Raw genomic sequence first — 24,654 nt, forward strand, 5'->3', positions numbered from 1 at the left:
TGAAGTTTGGTACCATTGCAGCGCGGTGGTTTTAGCACTCAAGGAGTAATCAAGGAATGATGGTGCTCGCGCCAGGCGTAAACACCGCGGTATCAGGTGCACGGAGTGAATGGACTCTGGAATGCGGAAACTCCTCGGCTTTCGGGGAGTACGCGGCGATTGCCATACTGCCGGTAAATGACAAACGCCAACCCACTGGTGAGGCTGCACTATTCCAGACTACACAGTCATGGATGGAGTGGGGCGGCGACCAAGCGAAGGTTGGTTGTAAGTTGAACCTGTCATCCCTCCCGCCCGGCAGCGATCGGGTGCTTCTTATCGCGTACACATTTTCCGCAGCCGGCCCGGTAAGCGAGCTTCGTTCGTTGCATTTGCTTGTGGACGAACAGATCGAATACCGATTGGACCTTCACGATAACGGTGAAGCGGCGATCATCATCGGCGAGTTCTACATCCGTAATCAGCAATGGAAGTTTCGTGCCCTAGCTGAGGGTTCGGCTTATGGGTTGGCAGCCCTTGGGCGTCGGATTGGCATCGATATCAATGACGCTCATCCCAAAGGGCGCAGTCGTACAGGTGATCCTGATCGATCGCGCACGGGAGCAACCGGTACCGGCTTCGCTGTTTCGCAGAACCATGTGCTCACCTGTGCCCACGTAATCGAGGGTATGAGTGAGATATCTATTTCCTCCTTTGAGGGTCGTTATCGTGCGGAGCCAGTCGTAATCGATCAGCGTAACGACATCGCTCTCCTCAGAGTCATGGAATCCCCCACATTGAAACCAGTGTCCTTCAAAAAGGGCTTTGGCTGTGACCTAGGCGAATCTGTTGTTGCTTTGGGTTTCCCGTTGTCAGGTTTTGCCGGCGGCGGTGTGCACGTTACCCAGGGGGGTGTGTCGGCGTTGTTTGGCCTCCACAACGATTCAAGCCTTTTGCAATTTACCGCGGCCATTCAACCAGGCTCTAGCGGATCTCCCTTGTTTGATTCATCAGGTGCCGTAGTCGGTTTGGTCACGTCGACAATGCCTGATGCTCAAAATATGAATTTTGCGGTTAAGGCGTCGTTGCTCCTCTCCTTTCTGGATGCGTGCCGCGTCGATGCACCTCAAACATCCAACAGCAAGACGTTCACAACTGCTGAATTAGCTCGCTCGGCCCAAGCATCTATGTGGCGCGTCGAAGCCAAGAATTTTTAGCCCCTGTTTTGACTTGAAAGCTGCGGACGAGACGTTAGGTTATCGACCTCACGCTAACCTAGGAATTTGTTTCATGGAAAGTAACGCAGTAACAAAAGCGCTAAGCGTACAACTGATGCGCGGGCGTCTCGATGTCACCGTCGATGCCTCACAGATCGACCCGGGCTCATTGTTCGGTTTCGCCGAGCGCCGTAATCCCAAGCGTGCGTTTCTATTCGTGTCCAAAGTACTGGGCCGCCATATCCCTGTGCGTCCTTCGATCATGAACGCGAGCTTTCACAGTCTCGCGGCGCAAATACCTGAAGATCTGCCAGGGCCTGTGCTCGTTATCGGCATGGCGGAAACAGCAGTTGGCTTGGGTGCCGGCGTACATCGTGCCTTCAGCGCGACCCGCCCTGACACCGTCTACATGGTCAGCACACGTCACCCGACGGGCAATGAATTGTTCGCCCGTTTTGAAGAAGAGCATAGCCACGCCAGCGCTCATCTCATTCATCTGCCTGTCGCTCCCGATGTTCGGGAAATGATGTTGAATGCCCGTTCGCTGGTGCTGGTCGACGACGAAGCCTCCACCGGCAAAACTTTCATCAATCTTCACCGTGCGCTGGTCGATGCCGGCCTGACCCAGGTCGAGCGCGTGGTGACGTGCGTACTGACGGATTGGTCCGGCGATGCTGTTCGCAAAACCATTGGGGACTCAGCACATCAGGTATCGCTGTTGCAGGGTTCGTACACCTTCCACGAGGACGCTGAGGCGCCGCTACCGGAAATGCCGGCCGTTGGTACCATCGAGCCTGGTGAGTGGCCGTTGACGGCGGAGAGTGACTGGGGGCGTCATGGTATTCGCGTCGTAGAAGACACCCTGGCTCTGGACCTGAACGTCAAAGCAGGTGAGCGCGTACTTGTGGTCGGTACCAGTGAATTCGTCTGGCGTCCATTTCTGCTCGCTGAACGCTTAGAGCGTGCTGGCGCAGATGTGCATTTCAGTTCAACCAGTCGCTCGCCAATCGCTCTGGGCCATGCCATCGGTCACGTATTGTCTTTCGCGGACAACTACGGTCTCGGTATCCCCAACTTCCTCTACAACGTGAGCCCCGGACAATTTGATCGCGTCCTGATTTGCTCGGAAACACCTGTGCAGGCTGTGTCCGCCTCGCTGATTGAATCCCTGAACGCGGAGGTGATTGTCGATGGTCAATAAGCGCCCCCTCGCCCTGGTCGATCTCGACGACACCCTGTTCCAGACTGCTCGCAAAATGCCAGAAGGTTTGCCGCGGGTCACTGCGACTCTCGATATCGAGGGTCAACCCAATGGCTACATGAGCACTGTCCAACATTCCCTTGCCCATTGGCTCCTATCCACAACCGACGTGATCCCAGTTACAGCGCGCAGCGTTGAAGCATTCAGTCGTGTGCAACTGCCTTTCATGCACGGTGCCGTCTGCTCCCATGGCGGCGTGATCCTTGGTCCTGATGGAAAGCTTGACGAGGAATGGCAAGCACGCATGAGCGATGTTCTTGCTGACTATCAGGCTCGCTTGCCAGGCCTCAGTGAAGCAACCCTCGCCATTGGTAAGGAGCTTGGCATTTCCTTGCGCGGATGGGTTGTCGAGGAAGAAGGCCTGCGCCACTACGTGGTGACCAAGCACAACGAATCCAACGATGAAGTCCTACAAACGGTACTCGCGGAAGTACAGGCTCGCGGTTTACTGGAAGGGATGCACATCCACGGAAATTCCAACAACCTCGCGTTCTTGCCGCTGGGCCTGTCGAAGGAAGTGGCCGTTCAAGAATTGTTGCGCCGTGATCGTGAGGCCAATGGTGAGCGTCCTGTGCTGGGCTTTGGGGACAGCATCACTGACCTCGGTTTCATGCAGGAGTGTCATATGTGGGCGACCCCTGCGCGTAGCCAATTGGCCAAGCTGGTTGGGGTGAAAATCCATGACTAAGGCCGTTGCGGGTCTGGTTACCGTAGGGAGCGGCAGCTATGCAGCAGATGATGTTCAGTTTCTGCTGCAGGCCGTTCAGATGGAAACCACTGATGTCTTGGAGAAGGAGCGTCTGATTCAGTCGAAGCAGAAGCACTACTCCGAAATGATCAGCCTGGAGAGTGCGCCGACTGACGTGCATAAAGCCCTATACGAGCGCGCACTTGAACAAAACGGTACCCGCATGGCCATGGACGTTCAGTCCCTGGCGCTGGCGCTGAGCGAGGCATGCACGGGTCCGTCAATTGTGCTCGTGTCTTTCGTTCGTGCTGGCCTGCCGCTCGGCGTGTTGTTGCGTCGGGCCCTGCTCGACATGGGTCGAGATGCGCACCACTACGGAATCAGCATCGTTCGGGATCGGGGGATAGATAAGGTCGCCCTCGAAGCCATCATTCAGGCACATGGTGCCGAGAACATCGTCTTCGTCGATGGCTGGACAGGGAAGGGCGCTATCTCTGGTGAGATTCAGCGCAGCCTCAATGGCGACTCACGCTTTCCTGAGGAACCTCGGCTTGTTGTGCTGGCAGATCCCTGCGGCCGGGCGTGGTTGTCCGCGTCGGCTGAAGACTGGGTTATCCCCTCCGGCATCCTTGGTGCGACGGTGTCTGGTCTGGTTTCGCGCTCCATCTGGCCCGCGAATGGAGGCCTGCATGGTTGTGTGGTTTACGACCATCTGCGTGAGCACGATTTAACCCGCGAGTTCATCGAGCAGATCGACGAGAAGCGAAAGGCGCTGGGGGCGGTTCCTCAAGCCTCGCCATGGACCGACACCCAGCGTTTTGAATTGCAGGGTGCAGCTGCGCACGTAGTCAAGTCGCTGGCCTCTCAGTTCGGCATTACTAATCTCAACCGAGTAAAGCCAGGTATTGCCGAAGCAACCCGCGCGGTACTGCGTCGCGTACCGGATCACGTCTTGGTTCGCAGCCGTAGCGACAGCGATGTTCAGTTGCTCATGCACCTGACTGAGGGCGCTGGGGTGGCTGTGGAAGCGGTCGGTGCTGCATTGGGCCCTTACCGGGCGGTTACCATCATTCGGAGTGTGAGCTGATGAAAGTCCTTTCTCCTTATGCCCTGGGGGCAACGCTCTACATGCCGGCCACACGTGCGGATCTGCTGGAAGTGGTTTTCCGCACAAAACTGCCTGAACTGCGTTCTCTGGTTGTTTGCTTGGAGGATGCGGTCGCGGAAATTGACGTCGACACGGCGTTGAAAAATCTGCATGGCCTGTTGACCGCGATCAACGAGCGCGGTGGGCGTCCGTCTGATGGTCCGCTGCTGTTTGTTCGCCCCCGAGACTCGGTGATGGCTGCCGTGCTGAATGAATGGCCAATAATGGCCCACGTCGATGGGTTCGTTGTGCCGAAATTGACCCTGCGCAACCTTGGAGATTGGGAACAGGCCGTTACAAACCCGGCGCTGTACCTCATGCCGACGCTGGAAACTACAGACGTGTTCAACCCAGGTGGAATGGTCGAGTTGGGCCAGGCGCTGAAGGCGAACCTGAATCAGCGAATTATCGCCCTACGTATCGGCGGGAACGACCTGATGGGAAGTCTTGGACTTCGTCGCAATCCCGCAACAACGCTCTACAGCACCCCAATGGGCTACGTGATCCCAATGTTGGCAGGCGTCATGGGGTCTCAAGGTTTCGCACTGACGGCACCGGTGTTCGAACAACTCGCGACACCGCATTTGCTGATGGAGGAGCTGGAACTCGACATCGCCCATGGCTTGGTAGGGAAGACGGCGATTCATCCATCTCAGATCAACACGATCCAGGACGCGTTGCGCGTAAGCCTCGAAGACCTCAACTGCGCCAGGATGATTGTCAGTGAAGTTGCTCCGGCAGTGTTCAAGCACAACGATGCCATGTGCGAGCCTGCGACCCATTACAAATGGGCGGTCAACATCCTTGAAAGAGCAGAGTGGCACGGAGTTCGGCAACCGGATGTAGGACCTATTGAGGCGCCTATCCGTTTGGCCGAGGCCGCGCGATGACAATGGGATTTGACGATGCTGGCGGGCAAAGGCGTCAGGTGCTGTCGGTTTTTGACTTCGACGGCACGCTGACCCGGCACGATAGCTTCATCCCATTCCTGAAGTTTGCCTTCGGACCCCGGGAATTCAATCGACGCATTTTGCGGCTTGCGCTGCCAAGCGTTCGATTCCTGGCTCGGCGTTTGAATCGTGATGAGTTGAAAGCACAGCTGATCAGCACGTTTCTTACAGGCGTAGAAATGAAATGGGTGCAGGAGCAGGCCGTGAAATTCTGCGGGTTGTTTTGGGAACAGCTCATGCGCCCTTCAGGTTTAAAATCTGTCGCCGCCGAAGTAGAGGCAGGTGCAGTAGTTACTCTCTGCTCCGCGTCCCCAGCGTTGGTGCTCCAGCCGTTTGCGGATCGACTTGGCATCAAGTTGATCGGCACCGAGCTTGAGGCGGTAGACGGTCTGTTGACCGGGCGCATGACTGGCAACAACTGCAGATGCGAGAACAAAGTACTCAGACTTGGGGCTGTGTATGGGCCGCTCGGCCAGTACCGGCTTAAAGCATGGGGTGACACCCGCGGTGATTTTGAGTTGTTGGCCGCGGCGCAAGAAGCACACTGGCGACACTTTCACCCCGCATGGCGCCGTCTTCGCCTGCGGGCAGATAGAAGCGGGAATTTGGGTGTGAGCAATGTCGCGCACGCTAACCTGCAAGTGGCGGTCAACCCTGATCGACACGCGAACACTGATGACCAACAAGGAGCGTAACCATGGCACTTACCCTGCAAAAACAGCAATCCATCTCCCTAGCTAAAACGGCCGGCAGTTCGCTGACCAGCATCAGCCTTGGTCTGGGTTGGGACCCAGTCAAGGCGGGCGGTTTCCTCGGCAAGATGTTTGGTGGTGGTTCCGAGATCGACCTCGACGCTTCCTGCATTTTGCTGAACAGCGATTACCAAAAAATCGACCTGGTGTGGTTCCGCCAACTGAAGTCCCAGGACGGTTCGATCAAGCACTCCGGTGACAATCGTACCGGCGATGGCGAAGGCGATGACGAGACCATTAATGTCGACCTGCAGCGCCTGCCCGCCTCCGTTAAGTACTTGATTTTTACCGTTAATTCATTCACGGGCCAGTCTTTTGAGAAGGTCGAAAAGGCCTACTGCCGTATCGTGAATGGCAGCAACAACACCGAGCTGGCACGCTTCAACCTTTCTGAAAAAGGTGGGCACACCGGCATCGTCATGGCGAGCCTGGCTCGCGAAAATGGCGACTGGGAATTCAAGGCGATCGGCACCACCACGAATGGTCGTACTGCTGACGACCTGATCACTCTGGCCGTTCAGGCGTTGCGCTAATGGCTAATCTCGTACCTGGTGGTAATGCGCCGGTTGCCAGCGGCCAGCTTCGCGTTGATATCAATTACTCGCCTATCCCGGGGGCCGACATTGACGTATCGGCCTTCGCACTGGGCGCCTCGGCCAAAGTCCGAGGCGATGGCGACATGTGTTTCTATGGCCAGCCTCAAATTCTGGGTGGCGCTGTTCAGCTGACCGAATCCTCGGCTGGGCGCGCAGTATTTTCACTCGATACGAGTCGTCTTGAGTCTGCAGTTGAGAAAGTGGCGCTCACTGCCACGATCTACGAGAACAAGGCGAGCTTTGAGCGCGTGTCACAACTTTCGGTTGTGGTGACGGGTGGAATTGAAGCTCAAATCCCAACCGGTGGCATGAAGGAAACAGCACTCATCCTCGGCGAATTTTATCGCCGAAATGGTGACTGGAAATTCCGCTGTGTGGCCCAGGGCTTCAATGGCGGCCTTGAGCCGTTGGCCAAGCACTTTGGTGTAGAGGTCGCCGCACCAGCGCCGGCCCCTGCACCTGCACCTGCTCCAGTGGTACAAACGCCGCCGCCTGCTCCGGCCGCTGCACCTAAATCTACGATTAGTCTGAGCAAGGTCACCCTCGATAAAACACGATCGTCTATCAGTCTTGAAAAGACGGCAGCCGGTTTCGGCGAAATCAAGGTGAACTTGAACTGGAACAAAGGCAGCTCGGGCGGCTTCTTCAAGCGAAGTCAATCCGTCGACCTGGACGTTGGTTGCCTGTACGAGCTGCAAGACGGCGAGAAGGGCGTTGTTCAAGCCCTCGGGGAGTCCTTCGGCAGTCTCAATCGGGAACCATACATACAGCTGATGGGCGATGACCGTACTGGCTCTGTTTCCGGTGGCGAGTGGTTGCATATCAATGGCAAACAATGGAGTGAAATTCGCCGCATTTTAGTGTTCGCCTTCATCTATGAGGGCTCGCCTTCTTGGAAAGAAACCGATGGAGTGGTGACTATTTACATTCCTGGTCAGCCTGACATTGAGGTGCGTCTCAATGAAGAGGGTGGCCGTGAACCAATGTGTGCCATAGCGATGCTTGAAAACGTGAACGGTGCCGTTAAGGTCTCTCGGCGGGTGGACTTCCACCGAGGCCACAAACTCATGGACCAGGCTTATGGCTGGGGCATGAGGTGGACTGCAGGGTCCAAATAGAAATCATGGCGGGGTCATACGACCCCGCCCTTGGGGGAACACAACATGTTTGCATGGCTTAAGCAAAACGCAGCAGCAGCGCGTGAAGCACTAACTACCGAAGTTTCGAAGTTCAAGAATCAGAAATTTCTAGATGCGATGACCGCCAATTGCGCTCTCATCTCAGCTGCATCCGGCGGTATCTCTTCTGAGGAAAAACAGAAGATGACCGGCTTCATCCAAAACTCGCCTGAGTTGAAAGTTTTCGACATGGGCGATGTGATCAAGGCGTTCAACGCACACTGTGAAAAGTTCGAGTTCGACTTTCAACTCGGCCAAGCCGAAGCACTGAAGGTCATCGGCAAGATCAAGAACGATGCCGGCGCGTCCCGACTCCTGGTGCGCGTGGGCTGTGCCATCGGTGCGTCGGACGGCGACTTTGACGCCCAAGAAAAAGCGGCCTGCCGTTTGGTCTGCCTTGAGCTGGGCCTTAACCCAGCTGATTTTGAACTCTAAGGAGCGTTACTTTGGACACTCAAATCGGTTTCCCTCCGCTGACCATGGCGGTATTCGTCGGGATCGCGCTCGGCGCGCTTCTCCTCGACATGGTTACTCACCGCGGTGACAAGCCAATTTCCCTGGCTAAGGCTTCGATTTGGTCGATCTTCTGGATCGCTATCTCGTTAGTGTTCGCCGGCTTCTTATACGTACAGCACGGCCCTGAAGTCGCCAGCCTGTTTGTAACTGGCTACGCCCTTGAAAAAGTTCTGAGCGTCGACAACCTGTTCGTGTTCATGGCGATTTTCGCATGGTTCAAAGTGCCAGATGGCATGCGTCACCGAGTCCTGTATTGGGGCATTATCGGCGCCATTGTGTTCCGCGGCATCTTCGTTGCCATTGGTACCGGCCTGTTGGCTTTCGGTCCGTGGGTCGAAATCGTCTTCGCAGTGATCGTGGCTTGGACCGCAGTTATGATGCTGCGCGCCGGCGGTGATGATGAAGAGGAAGAGGACTACTCCAAGCATATGGCTTACCGCTTCGCCCAGAAGTTGTTCCCTGTGTGGCCGAAACTCCATGGCCATAATTTCTTCGTCAGCCGTAAGCAGCTGGAGGTGGAACTCCAGAAGCCTGAGAACAAAGGCATGACACTGGCAGCAAAAGGAACGATTTTTGCGACCCCGTTGTTCCTTTGCCTTGTAGTGGCCGAAGTGTCTGACGTGTTGTTCGCGTTCGACTCTGTGCCGGCGGTGATCGCGGTTAGCCGTGAGCCCCTGATCGTCTACTCTGCCATGCTGTTTGCGATCCTGGGTCTGCGTACCATGTACTTCGTGCTCGAAGCGCTGAAACGCTACCTGGTCCACCTAGAAAAATCTGTAGTCGCGCTGCTGTTCTTCATCGCCATTAAACTCGGCCTGAACGCAACCGACCACATGTTCCACCATGGCTACACAATCGATGCAAACACCAGCCTGCTGATCGTTATGGTTGTACTGGCGATTGGTGTGGTTGCAAGCCTTGTCTTCCCAGGCAAGGAAGAAGCTCAACCTGAAACCGCTGAGTAACAGCCCATACCACAAGGAGTAATACCCATGGCGTTGACCCTACAGAAAGGTGGCAATCTTTCGTTGACCAAAACCGACCCGAGCCTGACCAAAATCTTGGTAGGCCTGGGCTGGGACCCGCGTGCTACTGATGGTGCTGAGTTCGACCTGGACGCCAGTGCGCTATTGCTGGCAGCAAATGGCAAAGTACGCGGCGAAGCCGACTTCATTTTCTACAACCAGCTGAAAAGCGTTGACGGTTCGGTTGAGCACACTGGCGACAACCGCACCGGTGCGGGCGACGGCGACGACGAAGTAATCAAGGTAGACCTGAGCCGCATCCCGGCCGACGTGGACAAAGTGGTCTTCATCGTTACCATCCACGATGCAGAAGTACGCAAGCAAAGCTTCGGTCAGGTCGGCGGCTCCTTCATTCGCATCGTTAACGATACGACCAATGCGGAAGTCGTTCGTTACGACCTGGCAGAAGACGCGTCGACTGAAACTGCGATGGTGTTTGCTGAGTTGTACCGCAACGGCGGCGAGTGGAAATTCCGCGCTGTTGGCCAGGGTTATGCCGGCGGCCTGAAAGCTCTGGCCAATAACTACGGCATGAATTTTTAACGCCTAAGTCGTTAATTTAATTATTTTTTGTTTGCTTGGTCTTGATTTCAAGGCCTTGTTTACCTCACTTAAAGGAATCGAAAATGGCCGTATCTTTGCAGAAAGGCGGGAACGTAAGTTTGTCTAAAGAGGCCCCAGGCCTGACCGAAGTCACTGTAGGTCTGGGTTGGGACGCACGAGTTACCGACGGTTCGAAATTCGACCTCGACGCGTCGATCTTCATCCTGGGTGAAAGCGGCCAAGTCCTCGACGACGCCAGCTTTATCTTCTATAACAACAAAAAATCGGCAGACGGTTCGGTTGAACACCTGGGCGACAACCAGTCCGGTGAAGGCGCTGGTGATGACGAGCAAGCCAACGTCAAGTTGACCGGTCTGGCTGCCGCTGTGAAGAAACTGGTATTCGCTGTGACCATTCACGACGCTGAAGCACGCAAGCAGAGCTTCGGCCAGGTTGCTAACGCTTACATCCGTGTAGTGAACAAGGCTGACGGCAAAGAACTGGCGCGCTACGACCTGAGCGAAGACGCTTCGACCGAAACCGCGATGATCTTCGGCGAGCTGTACCGCAATGGCGACGAGTTCAAGTTCAAGGCGATCGGCCAAGGTTTTGCTGGCGGCCTAGCCCCGCTGGCTAAATCGATGGGCGTGAACATCGGCTAAGCCGCAAGGCTTGAGAAAGCCCCCGCGAAATGGGGGCTTTTTCTTGCCTACAGAAAGACCACGGAGTGGGTCCTGTGGGCGGTATCTACCACTTCTTCACTAGGAGCGACTGCTGGCGATCGCCATGACAGTCCACTGGTTCTCGGTTTCAAAAGGATATTTGGATGGGCATGTTTCGTGGGGTTATAGCTGCAGGTGTTTTGGTGTCCATGTCAGGCTGCGGAGCCTACAACGACTTCAAGGCCAACAATGCAGTTCAAGAATATAGGCAGGCATGCCTTGGAAATTATACGAACGAGTGCGAAAGCAAACTGGTCGACACGAACATTGTCATGCTCGAGCTCGCGCGCAGTAACATCGACAGGGAAAAGGATACGATCGTGCAGGTCGTGGGCAAGGACGGGTTTGATCGCTTCTCAAAAACCGCCAACGAGCTAATTGACCACCTGGTCGATCAACAAGAAAACAAACGTCCCGGTTTTTTTGCGCGATGGTTCCTGGGTGAAGCCCAACCGTTCGGAAATACCCGCAACCAACTCTTCGACATTTCAGACATGCAAGAACTGCGTGCTGCAGTGCTTCAAAAAGTCAGCGCTGGTGTTCAAGCGAGCAAAATATCTGCTAAGCCTGACGAACCAATGACTGAGACCGAGGCAATTTTGTTGGGCAAGGTACCTCAAGCACCGAGTCAAACTCAGGTCACCCCGACTGCCCGGCCGGCGGAGCCAGCGAGCCAGTCGGTTGAGCCAGCAGTTCAGGCAAAAGCATTAGTGCCATCCGACCTTGCTGCATCTGCAGATCGGATGATCTCGAGTGAGATTGATCAGGATGGTGGGGATGAATACAAGGACGGTCGTCAGATCATCTTTGCTGACTTGAATAACGACGGTATCAAGGATGCCGTGGTGCTTTACACGATCGAAGGTCAAGGCGGCGGTAATGGCTACTTCCAAACACTTGCCGCGTTCATTGGCGGTTCGGCAGGCTGGGAGTTCCGTGGGAAAGCTGTAGTCGGCAATGGTGTCCAGGACATCCAGGTGGTTGATCCCCAAACCGTCAGGCTGACTGTTCTCTCCGTCGGTCCGGATGATGCTGATTGCTGCCCGAGTGTTCAGAGCACCGAAAACTACAAGTGGGACGGCACGACATTTCTTCAGGCCCCAACGTCGTAAGTAAGAGCCAGGCATCAGGCACCTAGCCGCGTGCATGCGAGCGCGGTTAGGCAGGGCTCTGGCGAAACGCGGGAGCAAACAAAAAGAAGGAAAAATCTGATATGTCGCGCTTCAACATCGGCTCTGGCCTTTTCGCCATGTTGCTCACCCTGGTATCAGCCCACTCCAACGCCACCAGCTTTGATTGCACCAAAGCTGCAAGCTTTGCTGAGAAATCGATTTGCACAGATTCTGCACTCAGTCGTCTGGATGAGCAGATGAACTCCGAATATGTCCGCGCATTAGACGCAGCGCCGAACAAGGCCCAGGTCCGTCAAGATCAACGAGACTGGTTGCGTCTGCGCGACAACTGCAAGACCGCCAGTTGCTTAACCGCTTCGATGACTGATCGGCTCAGTGTTCTATTACGCACCAAGGTTGATCATCCATCTAAAGCGCCAACCTCCGTTGCCGCTACCCGGGTTGATCAATCTGAAACGAATGTGATTTCAAAGGCCGCTACTTCTCCAATGGTTCCCGCCGCGGTGAAGCCGGCAGCGACGCGAAGTGCAGCGGATGATCATCAAGCGATCCTGAACTTGAAGATTGGCCTGTTCGTGATGGCAATGTTGCTGCTGGTCTGCATTTACCTGCACCGCCGGGGGACCATTACGATCTATCAGGACTACACCGACGCGTTTTGGACAACCTTGACTCCGATCTTGGGGATTGGTGCGTATTTCGTCGCGAGCGCCTGGCTCGAGGTCCCACGCAACTACTCCATCATTGCTGCCTGCGTCCTCGGTGGTCTTATGTCCTTGCAGGTGCTTATCCAAACGTACAGAAGCAACAGCATCTGGTTTTTCCTTCTATCCCTCTTTGCAAAGGTCATTCTGCTGACCTTCTACTTCCTTATGATGGCTCTCCTGCTGTGCGGTGGTGCCCGCACCAAAAGTGAGGCCCGGCGGCGGCGCGGCTGGGCAGTTCTTGCCACGACCGTGTTCGTATTCCTCTCAGGCTGGATGTGCCGCAATCGGCAATTCAGTTCGATCGACGATTACATTTCCGGACGGGCATAAGTGACATATCGGTGGTTGCGCTATTGCCACAGGCGCGACCTCCGATGTAAATGAAAGTCGAGCCTGTCGTAGGGGCCCCAACCGATGCCGGCATTTCAAGCAACAAAGAATCCAGGAATAAGGATCAAGGAGTAGTCATGGGATTTCGTTTCAGCAAGCGAATCACGATTGTGCCTGGCGTACGCCTTAACATCAGCGGAAAGGGGGTCAGTACTTCGATTGGGCCCCGTGGTCTGAGTATGACGATGGGCCGCAACGGCACTTATCTCAATGCGGGTTTACCCGGTACTGGTCTTTCATACCGCGAGAGGATCGACCGGCCCAGTAGATCGAGTAGTTCCCAACCAGGCCCTGCCGGAAGCGAATACTCGGGCCAGGTAAAGGTGAAAGTAAACGACGACGGCACGTTGTTGATTACGGACATGGATGACATCGAGTTGCCGACTGCTGTCATCAAACGTGTCAAATCGGAGATGGCCGATTCCATTCAGGACTTGCTGGCGAAAGCTGCTGATAAGGTCAATCAGGATCTCGAATCCTGCCTAGGTGTGCACCTACTTACGCCTCGGCCGGGTGCCATGCCGGTAATCCCAGCTCCATTCGCCATTGAAGAACCCACGAGGCCCACTCAGCAGACGCCAGGCTTGATGGATCGAATGCTCCTTCGCAGCGCGAAGATTGAGCGTGAGGCTGAGTCGGCGGAAGAGCAGTATCGACAAGACCTCGCGAACTGGCAGTCCACGCGGGACGCCCATGAACTTGAACGCACCGAAATCGAGAAAGCATTCCGGCTGGCGGCAAAGGGCTTCAGTGCTCAGATGGAACGTGCCCTGGACTATGTGTTGAGCGGCATTGCCTGGCCAAAAGAAACCCAAGTGGCCTATGAGTTCTCACAAGACGTTACCGGCGTCGCGCTCGATGTTGATTTACCTGATGAGGGCGATATCCCGCAGCGCAGCGCTGAAGCCCGGGGTAACGGCAAACTAACCTTCAAAAATCGTTCGGATGCCCAGGTACGCAGAGACTTTGTCGCGCTGTGCTATGGCTCTCTGTTTCGAGTTGTAGGAGAGGTATTTGCTCTACTGCCAGCGATCCAGAAGATCCTGGTGTCGGGCTACATTCAGCGTAACAACACCGCAACCGGTGCGGTGGATGATCACTACGTGCTCTCGGTCTTAGTAGGCCGAGATCAGTGGGATGCGATTGATTTTAATCGTCTGGATGCGATCGATCCTGCAGCGACCCTGAACGCGTGTGGCGCAGTGGTAAAGCTGGACCGCTCTGCGCGTTTTGTTGAGGTGACGCCGATGGATATGTTGGTCTTGAACTGAAGACAACCGCGGCGGCTTGAGCCGCCGCGGTGTGAGGCAGGGCAGTGCAGGAGAGGATTAGCGAATGATTCCTTCGCGCTTTGCCTCCAAGATCCACATCGGGAATTCCTGCATCAGCCGGTCGTACAACTGCTCTTCCGTCATGTCGTGAAGGTCATCCAGGGCAAAGAATCCGCAGTTGTCCACGACTCTCCCGGGCATGGTGTCCAGTTTTTCCAGAATGCCGTAATTCCGGCCTGCTAAACCAACGTATTGCCAGAAGATTCCCAGCTTCGCTGCATCCACCATCAGTTGCGTGATCTTGCGGTTTTCAGAAACGCCACCGTCGCTGATGAAAACGACAAACATAGGGGTTTTGTCTTTGGACGCCTGGAAGGATTCGATCACTTTTTGGATCGCTCTCGGTTCATCATTGTAACGCCGACCGACGTCCCACTTGGTCCAGCCATTGTTGTCGGATTCGACAAAGTTCTGGTAGTTGGTAAGCGTCACAGGTGAGAGTCGCAGTGGCCGTTCGGCGAATGTCCAGCACTCAAGTTCGGCATCTGTATCCATGGCTACGGCGATGGGCACAAGACGATTGAGGACTTCCTGTACGCGGCCGGTTTTGTATTGATTTCGCATCGAGTCGGTGACGTCGAGCACGAGCAAAACACGAGCTTTCATCCCAACCAAGCAGGCTTTCTCGAGGCTTACCTGTGCCTTCTTGGCCAGACTGACCAGTTCCGGCGCGACAGCAGCTACACGTTTATCCAGAGAGATTGTGGAGGGAGATGGGGCAGGTGCTGGTGCCGGTGCAGCTTCTTCAGTAACTTCGCCGCCAAAGTGCCTCACGAGAGCGTCCAGGCCCTCAGCAAAACCCTGAAGGTTAGAGGCCAACCGCCACTCCCCATTCTTTCGGTAAAGCTCAACGATCATTACCGCTTTCTCGGTTGTGAACGTGAGCCCTGAGAACGCGCAGGTCGCTCCTATCTCACCAACGGGGCTGATTACTTTGAAGTTGCCATTCCGGATGTCACTCATCGCCCCGGCACCGTCGATGGAGGCAGTGAAGATCAAGCGATCGATAGTGGCGGGCAGGGTGGCTAGATTAATTTCAAACTGGCCACCCGCAGCAAGCTTCACACTGCTGCAAGGCGTAACAGGTTGATTGAAGAAGACCATATAGCGATCATCAGAAAGCTTGCCTTGGTCGTCGACACCGAAACAGACGAAGTCGACTACGCTGGGGCTTTCGATGTTGACCGAGAGAGTGAAGGATAGACCGGGAAGAATATTTGCCAGCGACATGCGCTGGCCTTGGGTGATCTGCATGCATGGTTCCTTTGTGACGATTAGAGCGCCTGATGATGAGATGGCCTTGGTGAAACAGCCGTATCTGCACCGGCGGCTGGTTCATCCGTCGGGTTAAACCTAACGGCGCTCGAAGTTCCTGCAAGTCTTATACGGCCAGTGAGGTCGCCGCGGGAAGTTCCTATGGGAAGAGCTGTTTTGTTCGAGGGCGCGGGGCGATTCAACATGGGTTTATGAGGCCGATGATGCTGGCATACAACCAAAATAGAAATCCCGCGGCGGCCGTGTGCCGTCGCGGGAGTACTGGTCAGGCATGAAGCTGCTTAAAGCGCCTACTAGCACGAAAGCTTAGACGTACTGCTTTTTGCCGCTCCTTTCGATTGGGCGTCCTTTGAATACGTGTGGGCCGTCCATCGTTAGCTCAATTTTGTCTCCCTTCCGAGTCAGCCAGGGGGTGGCTTCACTGCCGGCTTTGGAGGTAACTCCGGATGGACTTAGATGGATACCATCTTGGTCAATTTCGATTTGACCGATTACATAGGTGAACACCATTGAGCTGAAAAACCCGGACTTGAATTCGAATGCGCACTCTACGACCTGGTCGCCGTATTCCATCCGCATCTTTGGTTTCAGCGATGCCACCGAAACCGCACCGTTGTCTACTGCTGAATAAACGCTGCAGACCAGCACTACCTTGCCCCCCATGAGCTGCGAGATTGCCGGATTAATTTCGACGGTTTCAATACCTGGAGCGGAGGCGCTGGCGCAGACTACGTCACCGGTATGGAAAACGAAGGGATCGACGTCAAAAGCCCCACGCTTGTCAGGTGCCTGGATGATGGACATTCGCCCATCAGGACGAAGGATGCCGATCCGCAGATCGAGGTCGTCATTGTCAGATCCGTCGCCGTTATCAACCCACGTTGCGCTGACCCGAATAACCTTTGGAGCGGACGGCCCTTTTTCGAGGGACACCTTGTGGCTGCTGCCAGGTTTGTCCAGTTTAACCACGGTCTTGGCGATGTTGACGGGCTTTGGAGGCGGTGCAGGTGTCGCCGCCGGCGCGGAGGATGCAACGTCTTCAACTTCGATGCCATAAAACCCGCAGAGTCCGGCAAGACCTGAGGCGAAACCTTGCCATACAGAGCGCGCCTTGAGCAGGCCGTTCCGGACGTACAACTCAAGCACGATGATGCCCGTCTCTTGTGAAAAGGGCTCAGGTGCCAGTTCCAGGGTTTGGTCCCCGGCAATGACGATAGCGCGAAGGTCTTTGACTGCTTCGAAGCCGCCGGCGTTGCCGTCTTGCGTCAAAGTGATCGCGATCTTCGTGATATTGGACGGGAGTCGAGACGAGTCGAAGCTGATGCTGTGACTGACCGTGTCGCCATGAGCGATCGGGGGCGCGAATGTCGCCGCGCCTGAAGAGTGCACGGGTGCATTGAAGAAAACCATGCCGCTGTCATCCACCACCTTGCCAGTGTCGGTGACCAAAAACGCAGTAAGGTTTACGTCCAGGTTGTTACCTGCCGCATGGGTAACTTCCACCCGCCCTTGGGAGGAAGAGATCGTTGTGTTCTCGCCGGGTTTGAGTGACTGATTCAATTCATGCCGCCTATTCCATGGGTTTTCGCAATGCATTGTTCATGCGCTGCGCTTTCGTTGTTTGAGCGCGAACGCCGGCCAAGGGGAAAGATCCCCTCATTGGGACTGCTCGCATTGATGCAGTTTAACGGCTTGGCCGCCGGCGACCGCCGAGACATCCATTCTCCATTTACACACCGTCTGAAACCCAGAATTGGAACGTGCGGGAGGGAATGTTGTGCCCGGCATTGAAAGTCCTCTCAGTCCCGTTAAGTTCTGATCGTAGGTAACGAAAACATCTGCACGGCGTTCTGCATCGGAATTCGACGGAGCATTTTGAGTGGTGCCGTCTGCTGCTAGATGGCAATATGCTACATCTATTTGCGCTCCCCCTTATCATCCAGGGCCTGGCGTTTAATTTCTGACAAGGACCCGTTGGATGCTAATCGCACTTGTTGTTTTGAACGCCCTTTATTTGATCTGCAGTCTGCTGTTCAACGCCGAGCTGCTCAACTTCGTTGGCGCTGATATCCCCCTCCGAAAACTCGAAGTCCTTGAGACGTATAGCCAGATCCTGGCGGCTACGAGCATGTGCTTGCTGGTATGGCGAATCTGCTATCGACGTTACCAAGGCAAGGGGAGGGTGCTGTGGGTTTGGCTCGCAGCATCGACACTTGTTGTCACTCCGTTGACTTGGTGGTTTCAGGGGGCCGCTCCGGATTGGATCGCCGAGCAATTCCCCGGCTCGCTGCGGGTTAGCAGCCTCTACGCATACGTCACCAAAAAGGGGTTGCTTTACGACTCCCTGACTATTCCGCAGATACCCTACAAGGCCTACAAGGACCAGGGAGAGGGCAAGGCTTTCATAGCAAACCTCGGCGTTCTGATGAGTGTTCAAGGCTCCTACGTCGAGCGCATCGACAAGAACTTCCAAGGCTTTTCAGCTGCAGTTTTTCGTGGCTACACCGTCCGTAATGGAGACGCGTTATACGAGCGGCTGCAAGAAACTGTCGTGCCCTCCATCAGTGACATCAGCAGGGCGTATGCACAGCTCGAAGGTTTTCGTGCAGGGGGAATTCCGGGGAGTGAGTGGCGACCGATCAAGTGGCCGAATGCTGGGGCAGATCTGGGGTACCAGCCGACCATTGACGAGTATGCCCGGTCAATCAATCCCGGTGTGCGGACACGAGATGCGCTGGCCAACACCACCGAGGTTCGCCACATGGCGAAAACCAAGCTCGGTCCTCTCTATGTGAAGGGCATGAACCTTCTGGCTACGCGAGAGCAGTACCAGGCTTATCTGCCTGGCATTGCCGACAACATGGCCTATGACGTCGCTCACACCGACATCCACGGCGCTGAGGGTTTGAACGTCCTCAAGAATATGTGGTTTATCCCCTTCTCCCTTCTTAGCGGGTTGTTCTTCGGCGGCATCAGTCTTGTGGTCTTGATCATCTCGGGTATTGAGGCGCTTCGAAGCCTCCCCGGGCGAATTCGCTTCGTTCGACCGGTCGCCGTGATTTCGATCGTTATGCTGCCTCTCGTTGTTGGCAACGCAATTGTCGATAGCCCCGGTTATAGAGATGCGTTCAGGAGCTTGGGCAAACAGCCAGTTGTGCTTGCCACCGTTTTCCATTGGGCCATGTCCTCAGAAGCAATGCTTTACAACATCACAAGGCCTCTGCTGAAAGCAGAGTGACTTACACAAAGGGAGAGTCACCGTGCGTAAAAAGTTTCTCGTTTCAGTACTGGCATTGGCCATCGCAGCATCAACCTCTGGCTGCGCTGAGTTGGGCATCAACAAGCAACAGGCTGGTACCGCAGTGGGTGTCGTCGCTGGCGCTGTCATCGGGCAGTTCATCGGGAAAGGCAACGGACGGATCGTGGCAACCCTGGTCGGCGGTGCACTGGGCGGTTACATCGGTAACAAAATCGGTGCAAAACTCGATGAGCAGGATCAGCAGGCCTTGGCGCAACGCACGCAAGATGCTTTGAACGCCTCGCCGAGCGGGTCCAGTTTGCCTGTGTCCTGGACATCGGCGCATTCCGGCGCTTCGGCGGAGATCGTTCAGGGCCAAGAGTTCACCCAAACCAAAACGGTTGAAGTGAAACGTGCACCTAAGATCGTTGCCGTCCCTTCGATGAAACTCATTAACGAGCAGTACGTCACCAAAAGCAGTTCGAACGTCCGCGCCGCGCCTGAAAAAGGCGCAGACAAAGTGGGTGGTTTGAAACCCGGCACCGAGTTCACTGCCGTTGGTTCGACAGGCGACTGGATTCTTGTCGGCCGCAAGGGTGTCACTGTCGGCTACGTCCACAAAGATTTGGTTGAACCAAAATCAGTAGCCGTTGCGAAGAGTGTGAAGCCCGCGGCCAACCTGGACGAGATGAACGTCGCTGCCGACAAGGAAACAAAGGCCTTCGATCTGGATTCGATCCCGACGTTGCCAACTCAGCAGGTCGCTGCTGAAACGTCTTGCCGGCCGGTGACCGTGAGCCTCAAAGCGGCCGACGGAAACACTGAGCAGGAGAAGAACACCTTCTGCAAACAAGCCAACGGCACCTGGGAACTCATCTAAGGGATCTTCATGAAAAACCGCGCACTCGCTCTCGTTGTAGTGGGTGCTTGCGGCATCGCGCCGCAAGCCTGGGCTCACCAGCTCGCCTACTCGAAGACAGAACAGATCCAGGTGAACGTTGATGGTGAGGCGACCACCTGGTGCAAACCAGAAGTGGCCATCACCATGCAGCGCCCAACGTGGGATGACCAGAAGCCGCTGAACACTCTTCTATCGAAGCTCCCGTATATTCTCGGACAGGAATGCCCGACGGCCAAGGTCACCTGGAAAGCAGTCGACGCAAAGGGGGCGGTTTACGCCACCGGTGCGGGCAATGCGACCAATCTGGGCCTGGCCACGCTGACTTCACCGCCTGCCGCTCCGGCCGCTGCCGCGCCCGCTGTTTCGGTAGCCCCCGTGGCTTCTCCTCCTACGCCACCAGCAGCTGGGGCGGCTGCGTCTGTACTACCAGCCGCCGCTGCGCCTACTGAGCCTGCCGTCGCAGCGCCTGTGGCTGCTGCACCGGCCCCAGCGCCTGTAACGGCACCTGTGATACCACAACCAGCACCAGAGGCTTCACCCGCGCCAGTGCAACCGGTGCCGGTGGCTCAAGTACCTGTGACGGTTGCGCCCGTTGCCCCTGTTGCTCCTGTAGCTGCCGTGGCCACAGTACCTGTGGAGGCAGCTCCAGCCGCCGCCCCTAAGCCTGCCGCTCCAGCTGAAGCGCCGGCCGCTGTTGCCGCCGTTCCTACCGGTGACTTCGGCCGCTCATTGGTGCTGGCCAACCAGAACCTGATGGGGATTACCGACGGAAGCGGATGCAAATGGGTTATCAGTAAGTCGATAACTGATGAGTCCGATCCAAGTCTGTCCTTTGCGTCGACACCCGCCATGCCTTGCTCTGCATCAGGCTATGCCGAGGGGTCCTTTGACAAATTGCGTTGGGCGGTACCGAACACCTATCGCGGTGATACCTGGTCAAAAACAACCGTGCACCCGAGCGGTCTGATGTTCAACCAGGCACTGGTCCCAGCGGTGAAAGGCAAGGCGCTTTCTTTCCTGAATAGCCGGGCAGACCAAGCACTCTTTCAGGTGGGTGAACTGCCTGCGCGTAACATGAAGGTGTATTTGGCCTTTGAGCGCCCCAACTACCGTGTCCTTTCGCCGTTCTCCAGTGATCCGTATTACGTAGTGATCACTGCAGATGAGGCATTTGCTCTTGATGCGGTTGAGTTGAAGCGCGCTGTGGTTGAGGTCTACCAATTGGTGAAGGCAACGTCGCCAACGACCGTCGGCCTGTCGAACCTCTTCTTCGCCAAGAACTTCGAAGCGCTTTACCCCGAGGGATACGCGTCGGAAACCAAAGACAACATTCTCAAAACGCGTATGGGCGAGAACCGTGGTGAGTTTTACTTCGATGCTCGCCAAGGCAATAACTTCGCCCTGCGTCGCGAGGAGATCCGCCTGAGAGAAGTACGTCGCCTGCAGCAGCAAATGGCTGAGCTGCACACACGCGTCTTAGAGCGTTACGAACAACTCAAATCCGGGATGAAGGAATTCGAAGGTCGGGAGGCTGAAGCGCTGGCGCAGATGGCCGGTATCAAAGTCACCTTCCCATCGCCGATCGCAATGCAGGACCCGAGCTCTTCAAAGTCCGCTGTGCCGATGATGATTCACGTCACCGGAAAGAGCGGCGACTTCTACGAGGTCGACTTCCCACGTAAGGGGCGTGTACAGGCTGATGCTGAACTGGAGAGCCAGTGGTACGTGCTGCCGGCGGCAAACATGACACCCTTCCTGCCGCTCGAAGACGGTCGCGCCGTTCCTACGTATCGCGTGTATACCGCAGGCGCGGCTGAGGCCTGCAAGCAAGACCACTGTGCTGACAGAGTGTCATTTGGTGCCGTACTGGCCAAGGAATTTCCTAGCGCCGGGATCGACTTCAACTGGACGCCTGCAGTCTCTCAGCAGCACGTGATTGATTGGCAGCAAGCATCTGCTCAAATTCAGTAAGGCAACCGACTATGAAAACGATGAACAAGAAGCACATCCTCATCGCCGCTGCGGTCGCCGGTATTGCGATTCTTGCGGCTGGTGTGGGGTTATCGAGCTCCGGCAAGAAGCAAGCGCTGCGTCAGTACGATGAGATGAAGGAACAGTACTTCCTCGAGAACGTTCTGAGCGAGGGAGATATTTCCTATTCCTTCTGGTCGGGAAACGTCACCGTTGAAACACCAGAAATCCGCCTGGTTGCAGCAGAGACCAACGGCGCAGATAAATTCCTGAAAGGGATTATGGGGCTGCTCGGTGGAATGGACTCCGGGGCAAAAGAGTCTGCCCTGGTCGAATGGTCACGGTATCTGCTTTCGTCCAGTACTGGTGGCGGTCGTGCCGGTGGCGTTTACTTGAAGGCCGACGCCCTCAAGGTTAGCCGCGAAGGTGATAACAAGAAGGGCGAGATTCATGTCCAATTGTTGGGCATGGACATGAGTACTCCTTACCTGTCGCACAAAGGCACAGATGTGGTCCTGCCTTCGGAAGTAGCGGATGAGATCCAGCCGCGCGCGGAGATGGATCAGTACGGAGGCGTGGTCAAGTCGCCCTACTCGTGGGGTAGCAATATCGTCCAACGTCTGCCGTTCACTGGTGCATTTATCACCGGCGCTACAGGGGAGTTCGGCACCAAAGTTGACTTGGACTTCAAGCTCACGCGCTCCAGCGACGGCGAAGGCTCGGTCGAGTTTGTAGTGGTGCATCGTAATGACGGCAGCGAAGTTGGCCGGATTGTGCGCGAGGCTAAATTTGCGTCCATCCCAGAGCTTGACGATGTCCAGGCGCAACTCAAGAGCGCGCTAAGTGGCTTCATCATGGGGGCTTACAGTACGTCCATGGGCCAGGCCGTAATTGCGGAAGCCGCAGGTGACTTTGCTCGTAAGACCAAGGTGGCCAGCTACTCGCTGACCTACAAGGGCTTCGACCAGTTAAAGGAGTCGTTCGACGAATTCAAGGCCGCTACCAAGCGTGAGGAGTTCACCGGCTTTTGCAATGAAACAGGCCTATCAGGTTATCAGAGTGACTTTGGAGTCAAGGGCAAGGATCACAGCGATTCGGAGTGCGCGATCGCTCAAAAGCTGGCCACCGATGCCAAGTTTGAAGAGTCCTACATTTTCAAGGAAGACAAGTCGTTATTTTCCGGCCTGTTCGTGAGCAAAAGCTTCACGCTTGAGACGAACTGATCACCACATTTCCTAGAGCCTGGAGTGCGGTCCGCCGTACTCCACGGTCACCAAAAAAAATCTCAAGACAAAGGCAGGCATTTCATGACGAACGTTTCCAAATGGGCCATCACGGCGCTCTGCTCGGTGCTGCTGGCCGGTTGCGGTTCAAGCCAGGACAAAGCTGAAGAACTGGTCAAGTTGATGGGCATGGACGTCCAATACAAGATGGTAGTGCAAGTCGCCACGTCGGGTTATGCATCCAAATATCGCGAAGTCGCGCCAGAAAAAATCAAGGCCGTGATCGAGGACAACATTTCCCAGGACCTACTGAAAGACACCCTGGTCCAGGTCTACGCAGATCACTTTGATGCCGACGAACTCGAATTGATGATCGAGGCCAACAAGCATCCGGATCAGGCGATGAAAATTATCATGGGCTCTAAGGACGGCATGAAATTGGCCAAGAAAACCATGGAAGTCCAGGTTGATCTACAGCGTGATATGGCCAAGGCGTTCGAGGATCGTGATGAAGACATCGTGGACGAGTTGGACGACCTTCAGAAAGAAGCTCGCGGCTGATCCGTCATTTGCCTTCTTGTGCCCGAACCTCGGTTATCGAGGCGGCAATTACGAACAGTTTCAGGTAGCGTTTGGCAATTAATGGAGGGTGGGATGAGGCTATTTTGGTAATGCTGCTGGCGCTCAGCGGCTTCGCTCACGCCGGTTGCGGCAGCATCAACAACGACGATCAACGCGCCTACTGCTACGTCAAAGAACGGAATGGGAGTTGCGCGAGCATTAAGGACGACGATCTGCGCGCTACCTGCTATGTGGAGGCCGGCAATGGCAGTTGTGCGAGTATCCGTGATGATGAAAAGCGCAAATACTGCTACGTGAAAGAGGGCAACGGAAGCTGTGCAAGCATCAACAATGACGACTTGCGTAACGCCTGCTACGTCGAAACAGGCAACGGCAGTTGCGCGAGTATCCGCGACGACGACCAGCGATACCTGTGCTACGCCAAGACTGGCAATGGCAGTTGCGGGAGCATCAAAAACGATGACATGCGACGTCAGTGTGAAATGGTAAAGCGCTGACTGGCTTGCTTTAGCCTAGCCGTAACAAGAAATCGCACCTACAAAAAAATGCCAGTCAGGTAACTGACTGGCATTCATTCTGCGGTTAACGAATTTTCCAAGCTGAAAAGGCGGGTGGTTCAACTGTTCAACCCAGTACTTCGCCCCTGGTCTTGCGCTTGAATCGCCGGCGCATGAAAAACACCACAAACAAAATCAGTAGCGTGCCTACGCTGAGGAAGATCGTGTTGAACCAAGGAAACGGCTCTTCGCGACTGTTTGTGGCTTCGATGTCTGTGATGTTTGGGAACACGGACAAGATTTGAATGCGCCAGCCGTAGTAACGGATCAGCGCCAGTTGCTGGGCATCTCGTGAGTAACCCTGAGCCTTTGCCTGAACGTCGGCCGAATCAAACTTGAAGTACCACGGAAAACTCCAGCCGGTGTCGTCGTTTCGGTAAACTTTTACCACTTTCGATGTTGGGTGTTCAGTGTTAATGAAATACACGTCCCGGGTCGGGCCGTCGGCCGGGTTTTCAGCATTGATGACGCCGTCATCGTCCACACGTTTTACCTCAACGCCGGTGATGGCCACCACGTCGTACTGCGGCAAAACATAAAACAGACCCAGTCCCGCACCAGTGATTACGAGCAAGAATGCGCCGACAATCACCCCTTTAATCCACTTCATTTATGTGCTCCATTTTGATCGTCGAATTCTGCCCCAATTTGATCTTGGGTATTCACCTTTGACCGCTGGGGTGCTACTAAACTTGGTTAGCAAATGTGTAGGTGCTGCAGTGATAGTAACGTGGCACAAAAAAAGCCCAGGAAATCTCCCGGGCTACTTGTT

The 24,654-nt window shown here is 55.4% G+C and carries 24 protein-coding genes; 21 read left to right on the forward strand and 3 right to left on the reverse strand.

Translation table 11 applies throughout. The features are described 5' to 3' along the window. Positions 1-56 precede the first annotated feature (56 nt). From H096_RS01880 to H096_RS01950, 15 genes are all read left to right on the forward strand, one after another. Positions 57-1,196 (forward strand): trypsin-like peptidase domain-containing protein, encoded by a 1,140-nt coding sequence (locus H096_RS01880; RefSeq protein WP_033896470.1) that lies wholly within the window; start codon positions 57-59, stop codon positions 1,194-1,196. A 73-nt stretch (positions 1,197-1,269) separates the two neighbouring features. Beyond that, positions 1,270-2,397, forward strand: coding sequence for a phosphoribosyltransferase domain-containing protein (locus tag H096_RS01885; protein ID WP_033896471.1), 1,128 nt, complete (start codon positions 1,270-1,272; stop codon positions 2,395-2,397). After that, positions 2,387-3,145, forward strand: a complete 759-nt coding sequence (locus tag H096_RS01890) for a hypothetical protein (protein ID WP_033896472.1) — start codon at positions 2,387-2,389, stop codon at positions 3,143-3,145. The genes H096_RS01885 and H096_RS01890 overlap by 11 nt, the downstream gene beginning before the upstream one ends. Continuing rightward, positions 3,138-4,232: a cysteine protease StiP domain-containing protein gene (locus H096_RS01895; RefSeq protein WP_033896473.1), complete on the forward strand. Its 1,095-nt coding sequence runs from the start codon at positions 3,138-3,140 to the stop codon at positions 4,230-4,232. Before H096_RS01890 ends, H096_RS01895 begins: the two co-directional genes overlap by 8 nt. Then, positions 4,232-5,182, forward strand: a complete 951-nt coding sequence (locus tag H096_RS01900) for an HpcH/HpaI aldolase/citrate lyase family protein (protein ID WP_033896474.1) — start codon at positions 4,232-4,234, stop codon at positions 5,180-5,182. The genes H096_RS01895 and H096_RS01900 overlap by 1 nt, the downstream gene beginning before the upstream one ends. After that, positions 5,179-5,937 (forward strand): HAD family hydrolase, encoded by a 759-nt coding sequence (locus H096_RS01905; protein WP_033896475.1) that lies wholly within the window; start codon positions 5,179-5,181, stop codon positions 5,935-5,937. Before H096_RS01900 ends, H096_RS01905 begins: the two co-directional genes overlap by 4 nt. Positions 5,938-5,939: 2 nt before the next feature. Continuing rightward, positions 5,940-6,527 (forward strand): TerD family protein, encoded by a 588-nt coding sequence (locus H096_RS01910; RefSeq protein ID WP_033896476.1) that lies wholly within the window; start codon positions 5,940-5,942, stop codon positions 6,525-6,527. Beyond that, on the forward strand, positions 6,527-7,708 hold the full coding sequence (locus tag H096_RS01915) for a TerD family protein (RefSeq protein WP_033896477.1): 1,182 nt from the start codon (positions 6,527-6,529) through the stop codon (positions 7,706-7,708). Before H096_RS01910 ends, H096_RS01915 begins: the two co-directional genes overlap by 1 nt. Positions 7,709-7,753: 45 nt before the next feature. Beyond that, positions 7,754-8,203, forward strand: a complete 450-nt coding sequence (locus tag H096_RS01920) for a tellurite resistance TerB family protein (RefSeq protein ID WP_033896478.1) — start codon at positions 7,754-7,756, stop codon at positions 8,201-8,203. A 44-nt stretch (positions 8,204-8,247) separates the two neighbouring features. Continuing rightward, positions 8,248-9,249, forward strand: coding sequence for a TerC/Alx family metal homeostasis membrane protein (locus H096_RS01925; protein ID WP_047303561.1), 1,002 nt, complete (start codon positions 8,248-8,250; stop codon positions 9,247-9,249). Between the two features lie 27 nt (positions 9,250-9,276). Then, on the forward strand, positions 9,277-9,852 hold the full coding sequence (locus tag H096_RS01930; protein ID WP_033896481.1) for a TerD family protein: 576 nt from the start codon (positions 9,277-9,279) through the stop codon (positions 9,850-9,852). Positions 9,853-9,935: 83 nt separating this feature from the next. Further along, on the forward strand, positions 9,936-10,514 hold the full coding sequence (locus H096_RS01935; protein ID WP_033896483.1) for a TerD family protein: 579 nt from the start codon (positions 9,936-9,938) through the stop codon (positions 10,512-10,514). Between the two features lie 164 nt (positions 10,515-10,678). Beyond that, on the forward strand, positions 10,679-11,686 hold the full coding sequence (locus tag H096_RS01940) for a hypothetical protein (RefSeq protein ID WP_033896485.1): 1,008 nt from the start codon (positions 10,679-10,681) through the stop codon (positions 11,684-11,686). 101 nt (positions 11,687-11,787) lie between these two features. Beyond that, positions 11,788-12,744 carry a lysozyme inhibitor LprI family protein gene (locus H096_RS01945; protein WP_033896487.1) on the forward strand — a complete coding sequence of 319 codons (957 nt, stop codon included), beginning with the start codon at positions 11,788-11,790 and terminating at the stop codon, positions 12,742-12,744. 137 nt (positions 12,745-12,881) lie between these two features. Then, positions 12,882-14,075 carry a DUF4236 domain-containing protein gene (locus H096_RS01950; RefSeq protein ID WP_080963954.1) on the forward strand — a complete coding sequence of 398 codons (1,194 nt, stop codon included), beginning with the start codon at positions 12,882-12,884 and terminating at the stop codon, positions 14,073-14,075. 57 nt (positions 14,076-14,132) lie between these two features. Here the strand turns inward: H096_RS01950 and H096_RS01955 are convergent, their stop codons facing one another. Together H096_RS01955 and H096_RS01960 are read right to left on the reverse strand one after the other, a co-directional pair. Continuing rightward, positions 14,133-15,389, reverse strand: a complete 1,257-nt coding sequence (locus H096_RS01955) for a VWA domain-containing protein (RefSeq protein WP_033896488.1) — start codon at positions 15,387-15,389, stop codon at positions 14,133-14,135. A 327-nt stretch (positions 15,390-15,716) separates the two neighbouring features. Next, positions 15,717-16,970, reverse strand: coding sequence for a TerD family protein (locus H096_RS01960; protein ID WP_033896489.1), 1,254 nt, complete (start codon positions 16,968-16,970; stop codon positions 15,717-15,719). Positions 16,971-17,388: 418 nt separating this feature from the next. On the opposite strand from H096_RS01960, the gene H096_RS34175 reads away from it, so the two are divergent. The 6 genes from H096_RS34175 to H096_RS01990 all read left to right on the forward strand — a co-directional run bounded on the left by H096_RS34175 (position 17,389) and on the right by H096_RS01990 (position 23,822). After that, on the forward strand, positions 17,389-18,648 hold the full coding sequence (locus H096_RS34175; RefSeq protein ID WP_033896490.1) for a hypothetical protein: 1,260 nt from the start codon (positions 17,389-17,391) through the stop codon (positions 18,646-18,648). A gap of 22 nt (positions 18,649-18,670) precedes the next feature. After that, the gene (locus tag H096_RS01970; RefSeq protein WP_033896491.1) at positions 18,671-19,528 is read left to right on the forward strand and encodes an SH3 domain-containing protein; all 858 of its coding nucleotides are present in this window, start codon (positions 18,671-18,673) and stop codon (positions 19,526-19,528) included. A 9-nt stretch (positions 19,529-19,537) separates the two neighbouring features. Beyond that, on the forward strand, positions 19,538-21,520 hold the full coding sequence (locus H096_RS34180) for a hypothetical protein (protein ID WP_033896492.1): 1,983 nt from the start codon (positions 19,538-19,540) through the stop codon (positions 21,518-21,520). Between the two features lie 11 nt (positions 21,521-21,531). Beyond that, a complete protein-coding gene (locus H096_RS01980; protein ID WP_033896493.1) occupies positions 21,532-22,743 on the forward strand; it encodes a hypothetical protein in 1,212 nt (403 codons plus the stop codon). 84 nt (positions 22,744-22,827) lie between these two features. Further along, on the forward strand, positions 22,828-23,304 hold the full coding sequence (locus H096_RS01985; RefSeq protein ID WP_033896494.1) for a hypothetical protein: 477 nt from the start codon (positions 22,828-22,830) through the stop codon (positions 23,302-23,304). A gap of 110 nt (positions 23,305-23,414) precedes the next feature. Next, the gene (locus H096_RS01990) at positions 23,415-23,822 is read left to right on the forward strand and encodes a hypothetical protein (protein WP_033896495.1); all 408 of its coding nucleotides are present in this window, start codon (positions 23,415-23,417) and stop codon (positions 23,820-23,822) included. A 127-nt stretch (positions 23,823-23,949) separates the two neighbouring features. Here the strand turns inward: H096_RS01990 and H096_RS01995 are convergent, their stop codons facing one another. Further along, entirely contained in the window at positions 23,950-24,492 is a 543-nt protein-coding gene (locus H096_RS01995) for a DUF1523 family protein (protein ID WP_033896496.1), read from the reverse strand. Positions 24,493-24,654 lie beyond the last annotated feature (162 nt).

Source organism: Pseudomonas sp. FH1, assembly GCF_000510895.2.
GTDB lineage: Bacteria > Pseudomonadota > Gammaproteobacteria > Pseudomonadales > Pseudomonadaceae > Aquipseudomonas > Aquipseudomonas azotoformans_A.

What these genes read in the sequence shown, in the direction of transcription:
- H096_RS01880 (WP_033896470.1), top strand. Translation starts at nt 57, where the DNA reads ATGATGGTGCTCGCGCCAGGCGTAAACACCGCGGTATCAGGTGCACGG.
- H096_RS01885 (WP_033896471.1), top strand. Translation starts at nt 1,270, where the DNA reads ATGGAAAGTAACGCAGTAACAAAAGCGCTAAGCGTACAACTGATGCGC.
- H096_RS01890 (WP_033896472.1), top strand. Translation starts at nt 2,387, where the DNA reads ATGGTCAATAAGCGCCCCCTCGCCCTGGTCGATCTCGACGACACCCTG.
- H096_RS01895 (WP_033896473.1), top strand. Translation starts at nt 3,138, where the DNA reads ATGACTAAGGCCGTTGCGGGTCTGGTTACCGTAGGGAGCGGCAGCTAT.
- H096_RS01900 (WP_033896474.1), top strand. Translation starts at nt 4,232, where the DNA reads ATGAAAGTCCTTTCTCCTTATGCCCTGGGGGCAACGCTCTACATGCCG.
- H096_RS01905 (WP_033896475.1), top strand. Translation starts at nt 5,179, where the DNA reads ATGACAATGGGATTTGACGATGCTGGCGGGCAAAGGCGTCAGGTGCTG.
- H096_RS01910 (WP_033896476.1), top strand. Translation starts at nt 5,940, where the DNA reads ATGGCACTTACCCTGCAAAAACAGCAATCCATCTCCCTAGCTAAAACG.
- H096_RS01915 (WP_033896477.1), top strand. Translation starts at nt 6,527, where the DNA reads ATGGCTAATCTCGTACCTGGTGGTAATGCGCCGGTTGCCAGCGGCCAG.
- H096_RS01920 (WP_033896478.1), top strand. Translation starts at nt 7,754, where the DNA reads ATGTTTGCATGGCTTAAGCAAAACGCAGCAGCAGCGCGTGAAGCACTA.
- H096_RS01925 (WP_047303561.1), top strand. Translation starts at nt 8,248, where the DNA reads ATGGCGGTATTCGTCGGGATCGCGCTCGGCGCGCTTCTCCTCGACATG.
- H096_RS01930 (WP_033896481.1), top strand. Translation starts at nt 9,277, where the DNA reads ATGGCGTTGACCCTACAGAAAGGTGGCAATCTTTCGTTGACCAAAACC.
- H096_RS01935 (WP_033896483.1), top strand. Translation starts at nt 9,936, where the DNA reads ATGGCCGTATCTTTGCAGAAAGGCGGGAACGTAAGTTTGTCTAAAGAG.
- H096_RS01940 (WP_033896485.1), top strand. Translation starts at nt 10,679, where the DNA reads ATGGGCATGTTTCGTGGGGTTATAGCTGCAGGTGTTTTGGTGTCCATG.
- H096_RS01945 (WP_033896487.1), top strand. Translation starts at nt 11,788, where the DNA reads ATGTCGCGCTTCAACATCGGCTCTGGCCTTTTCGCCATGTTGCTCACC.
- H096_RS01950 (WP_080963954.1), top strand. Translation starts at nt 12,882, where the DNA reads ATGGGATTTCGTTTCAGCAAGCGAATCACGATTGTGCCTGGCGTACGC.
- H096_RS01955 (WP_033896488.1), bottom strand. Translation starts at nt 15,389, where the DNA reads ATGCAGATCACCCAAGGCCAGCGCATGTCGCTGGCAAATATTCTTCCC.
- H096_RS34175 (WP_033896490.1), top strand. Translation starts at nt 17,389, where the DNA reads ATGCTAATCGCACTTGTTGTTTTGAACGCCCTTTATTTGATCTGCAGT.
- H096_RS34180 (WP_033896492.1), top strand. Translation starts at nt 19,538, where the DNA reads ATGAAAAACCGCGCACTCGCTCTCGTTGTAGTGGGTGCTTGCGGCATC.
- H096_RS01980 (WP_033896493.1), top strand. Translation starts at nt 21,532, where the DNA reads ATGAAAACGATGAACAAGAAGCACATCCTCATCGCCGCTGCGGTCGCC.
- H096_RS01985 (WP_033896494.1), top strand. Translation starts at nt 22,828, where the DNA reads ATGACGAACGTTTCCAAATGGGCCATCACGGCGCTCTGCTCGGTGCTG.
- H096_RS01990 (WP_033896495.1), top strand. Translation starts at nt 23,415, where the DNA reads ATGCTGCTGGCGCTCAGCGGCTTCGCTCACGCCGGTTGCGGCAGCATC.
- H096_RS01995 (WP_033896496.1), bottom strand. Translation starts at nt 24,492, where the DNA reads ATGAAGTGGATTAAAGGGGTGATTGTCGGCGCATTCTTGCTCGTAATC.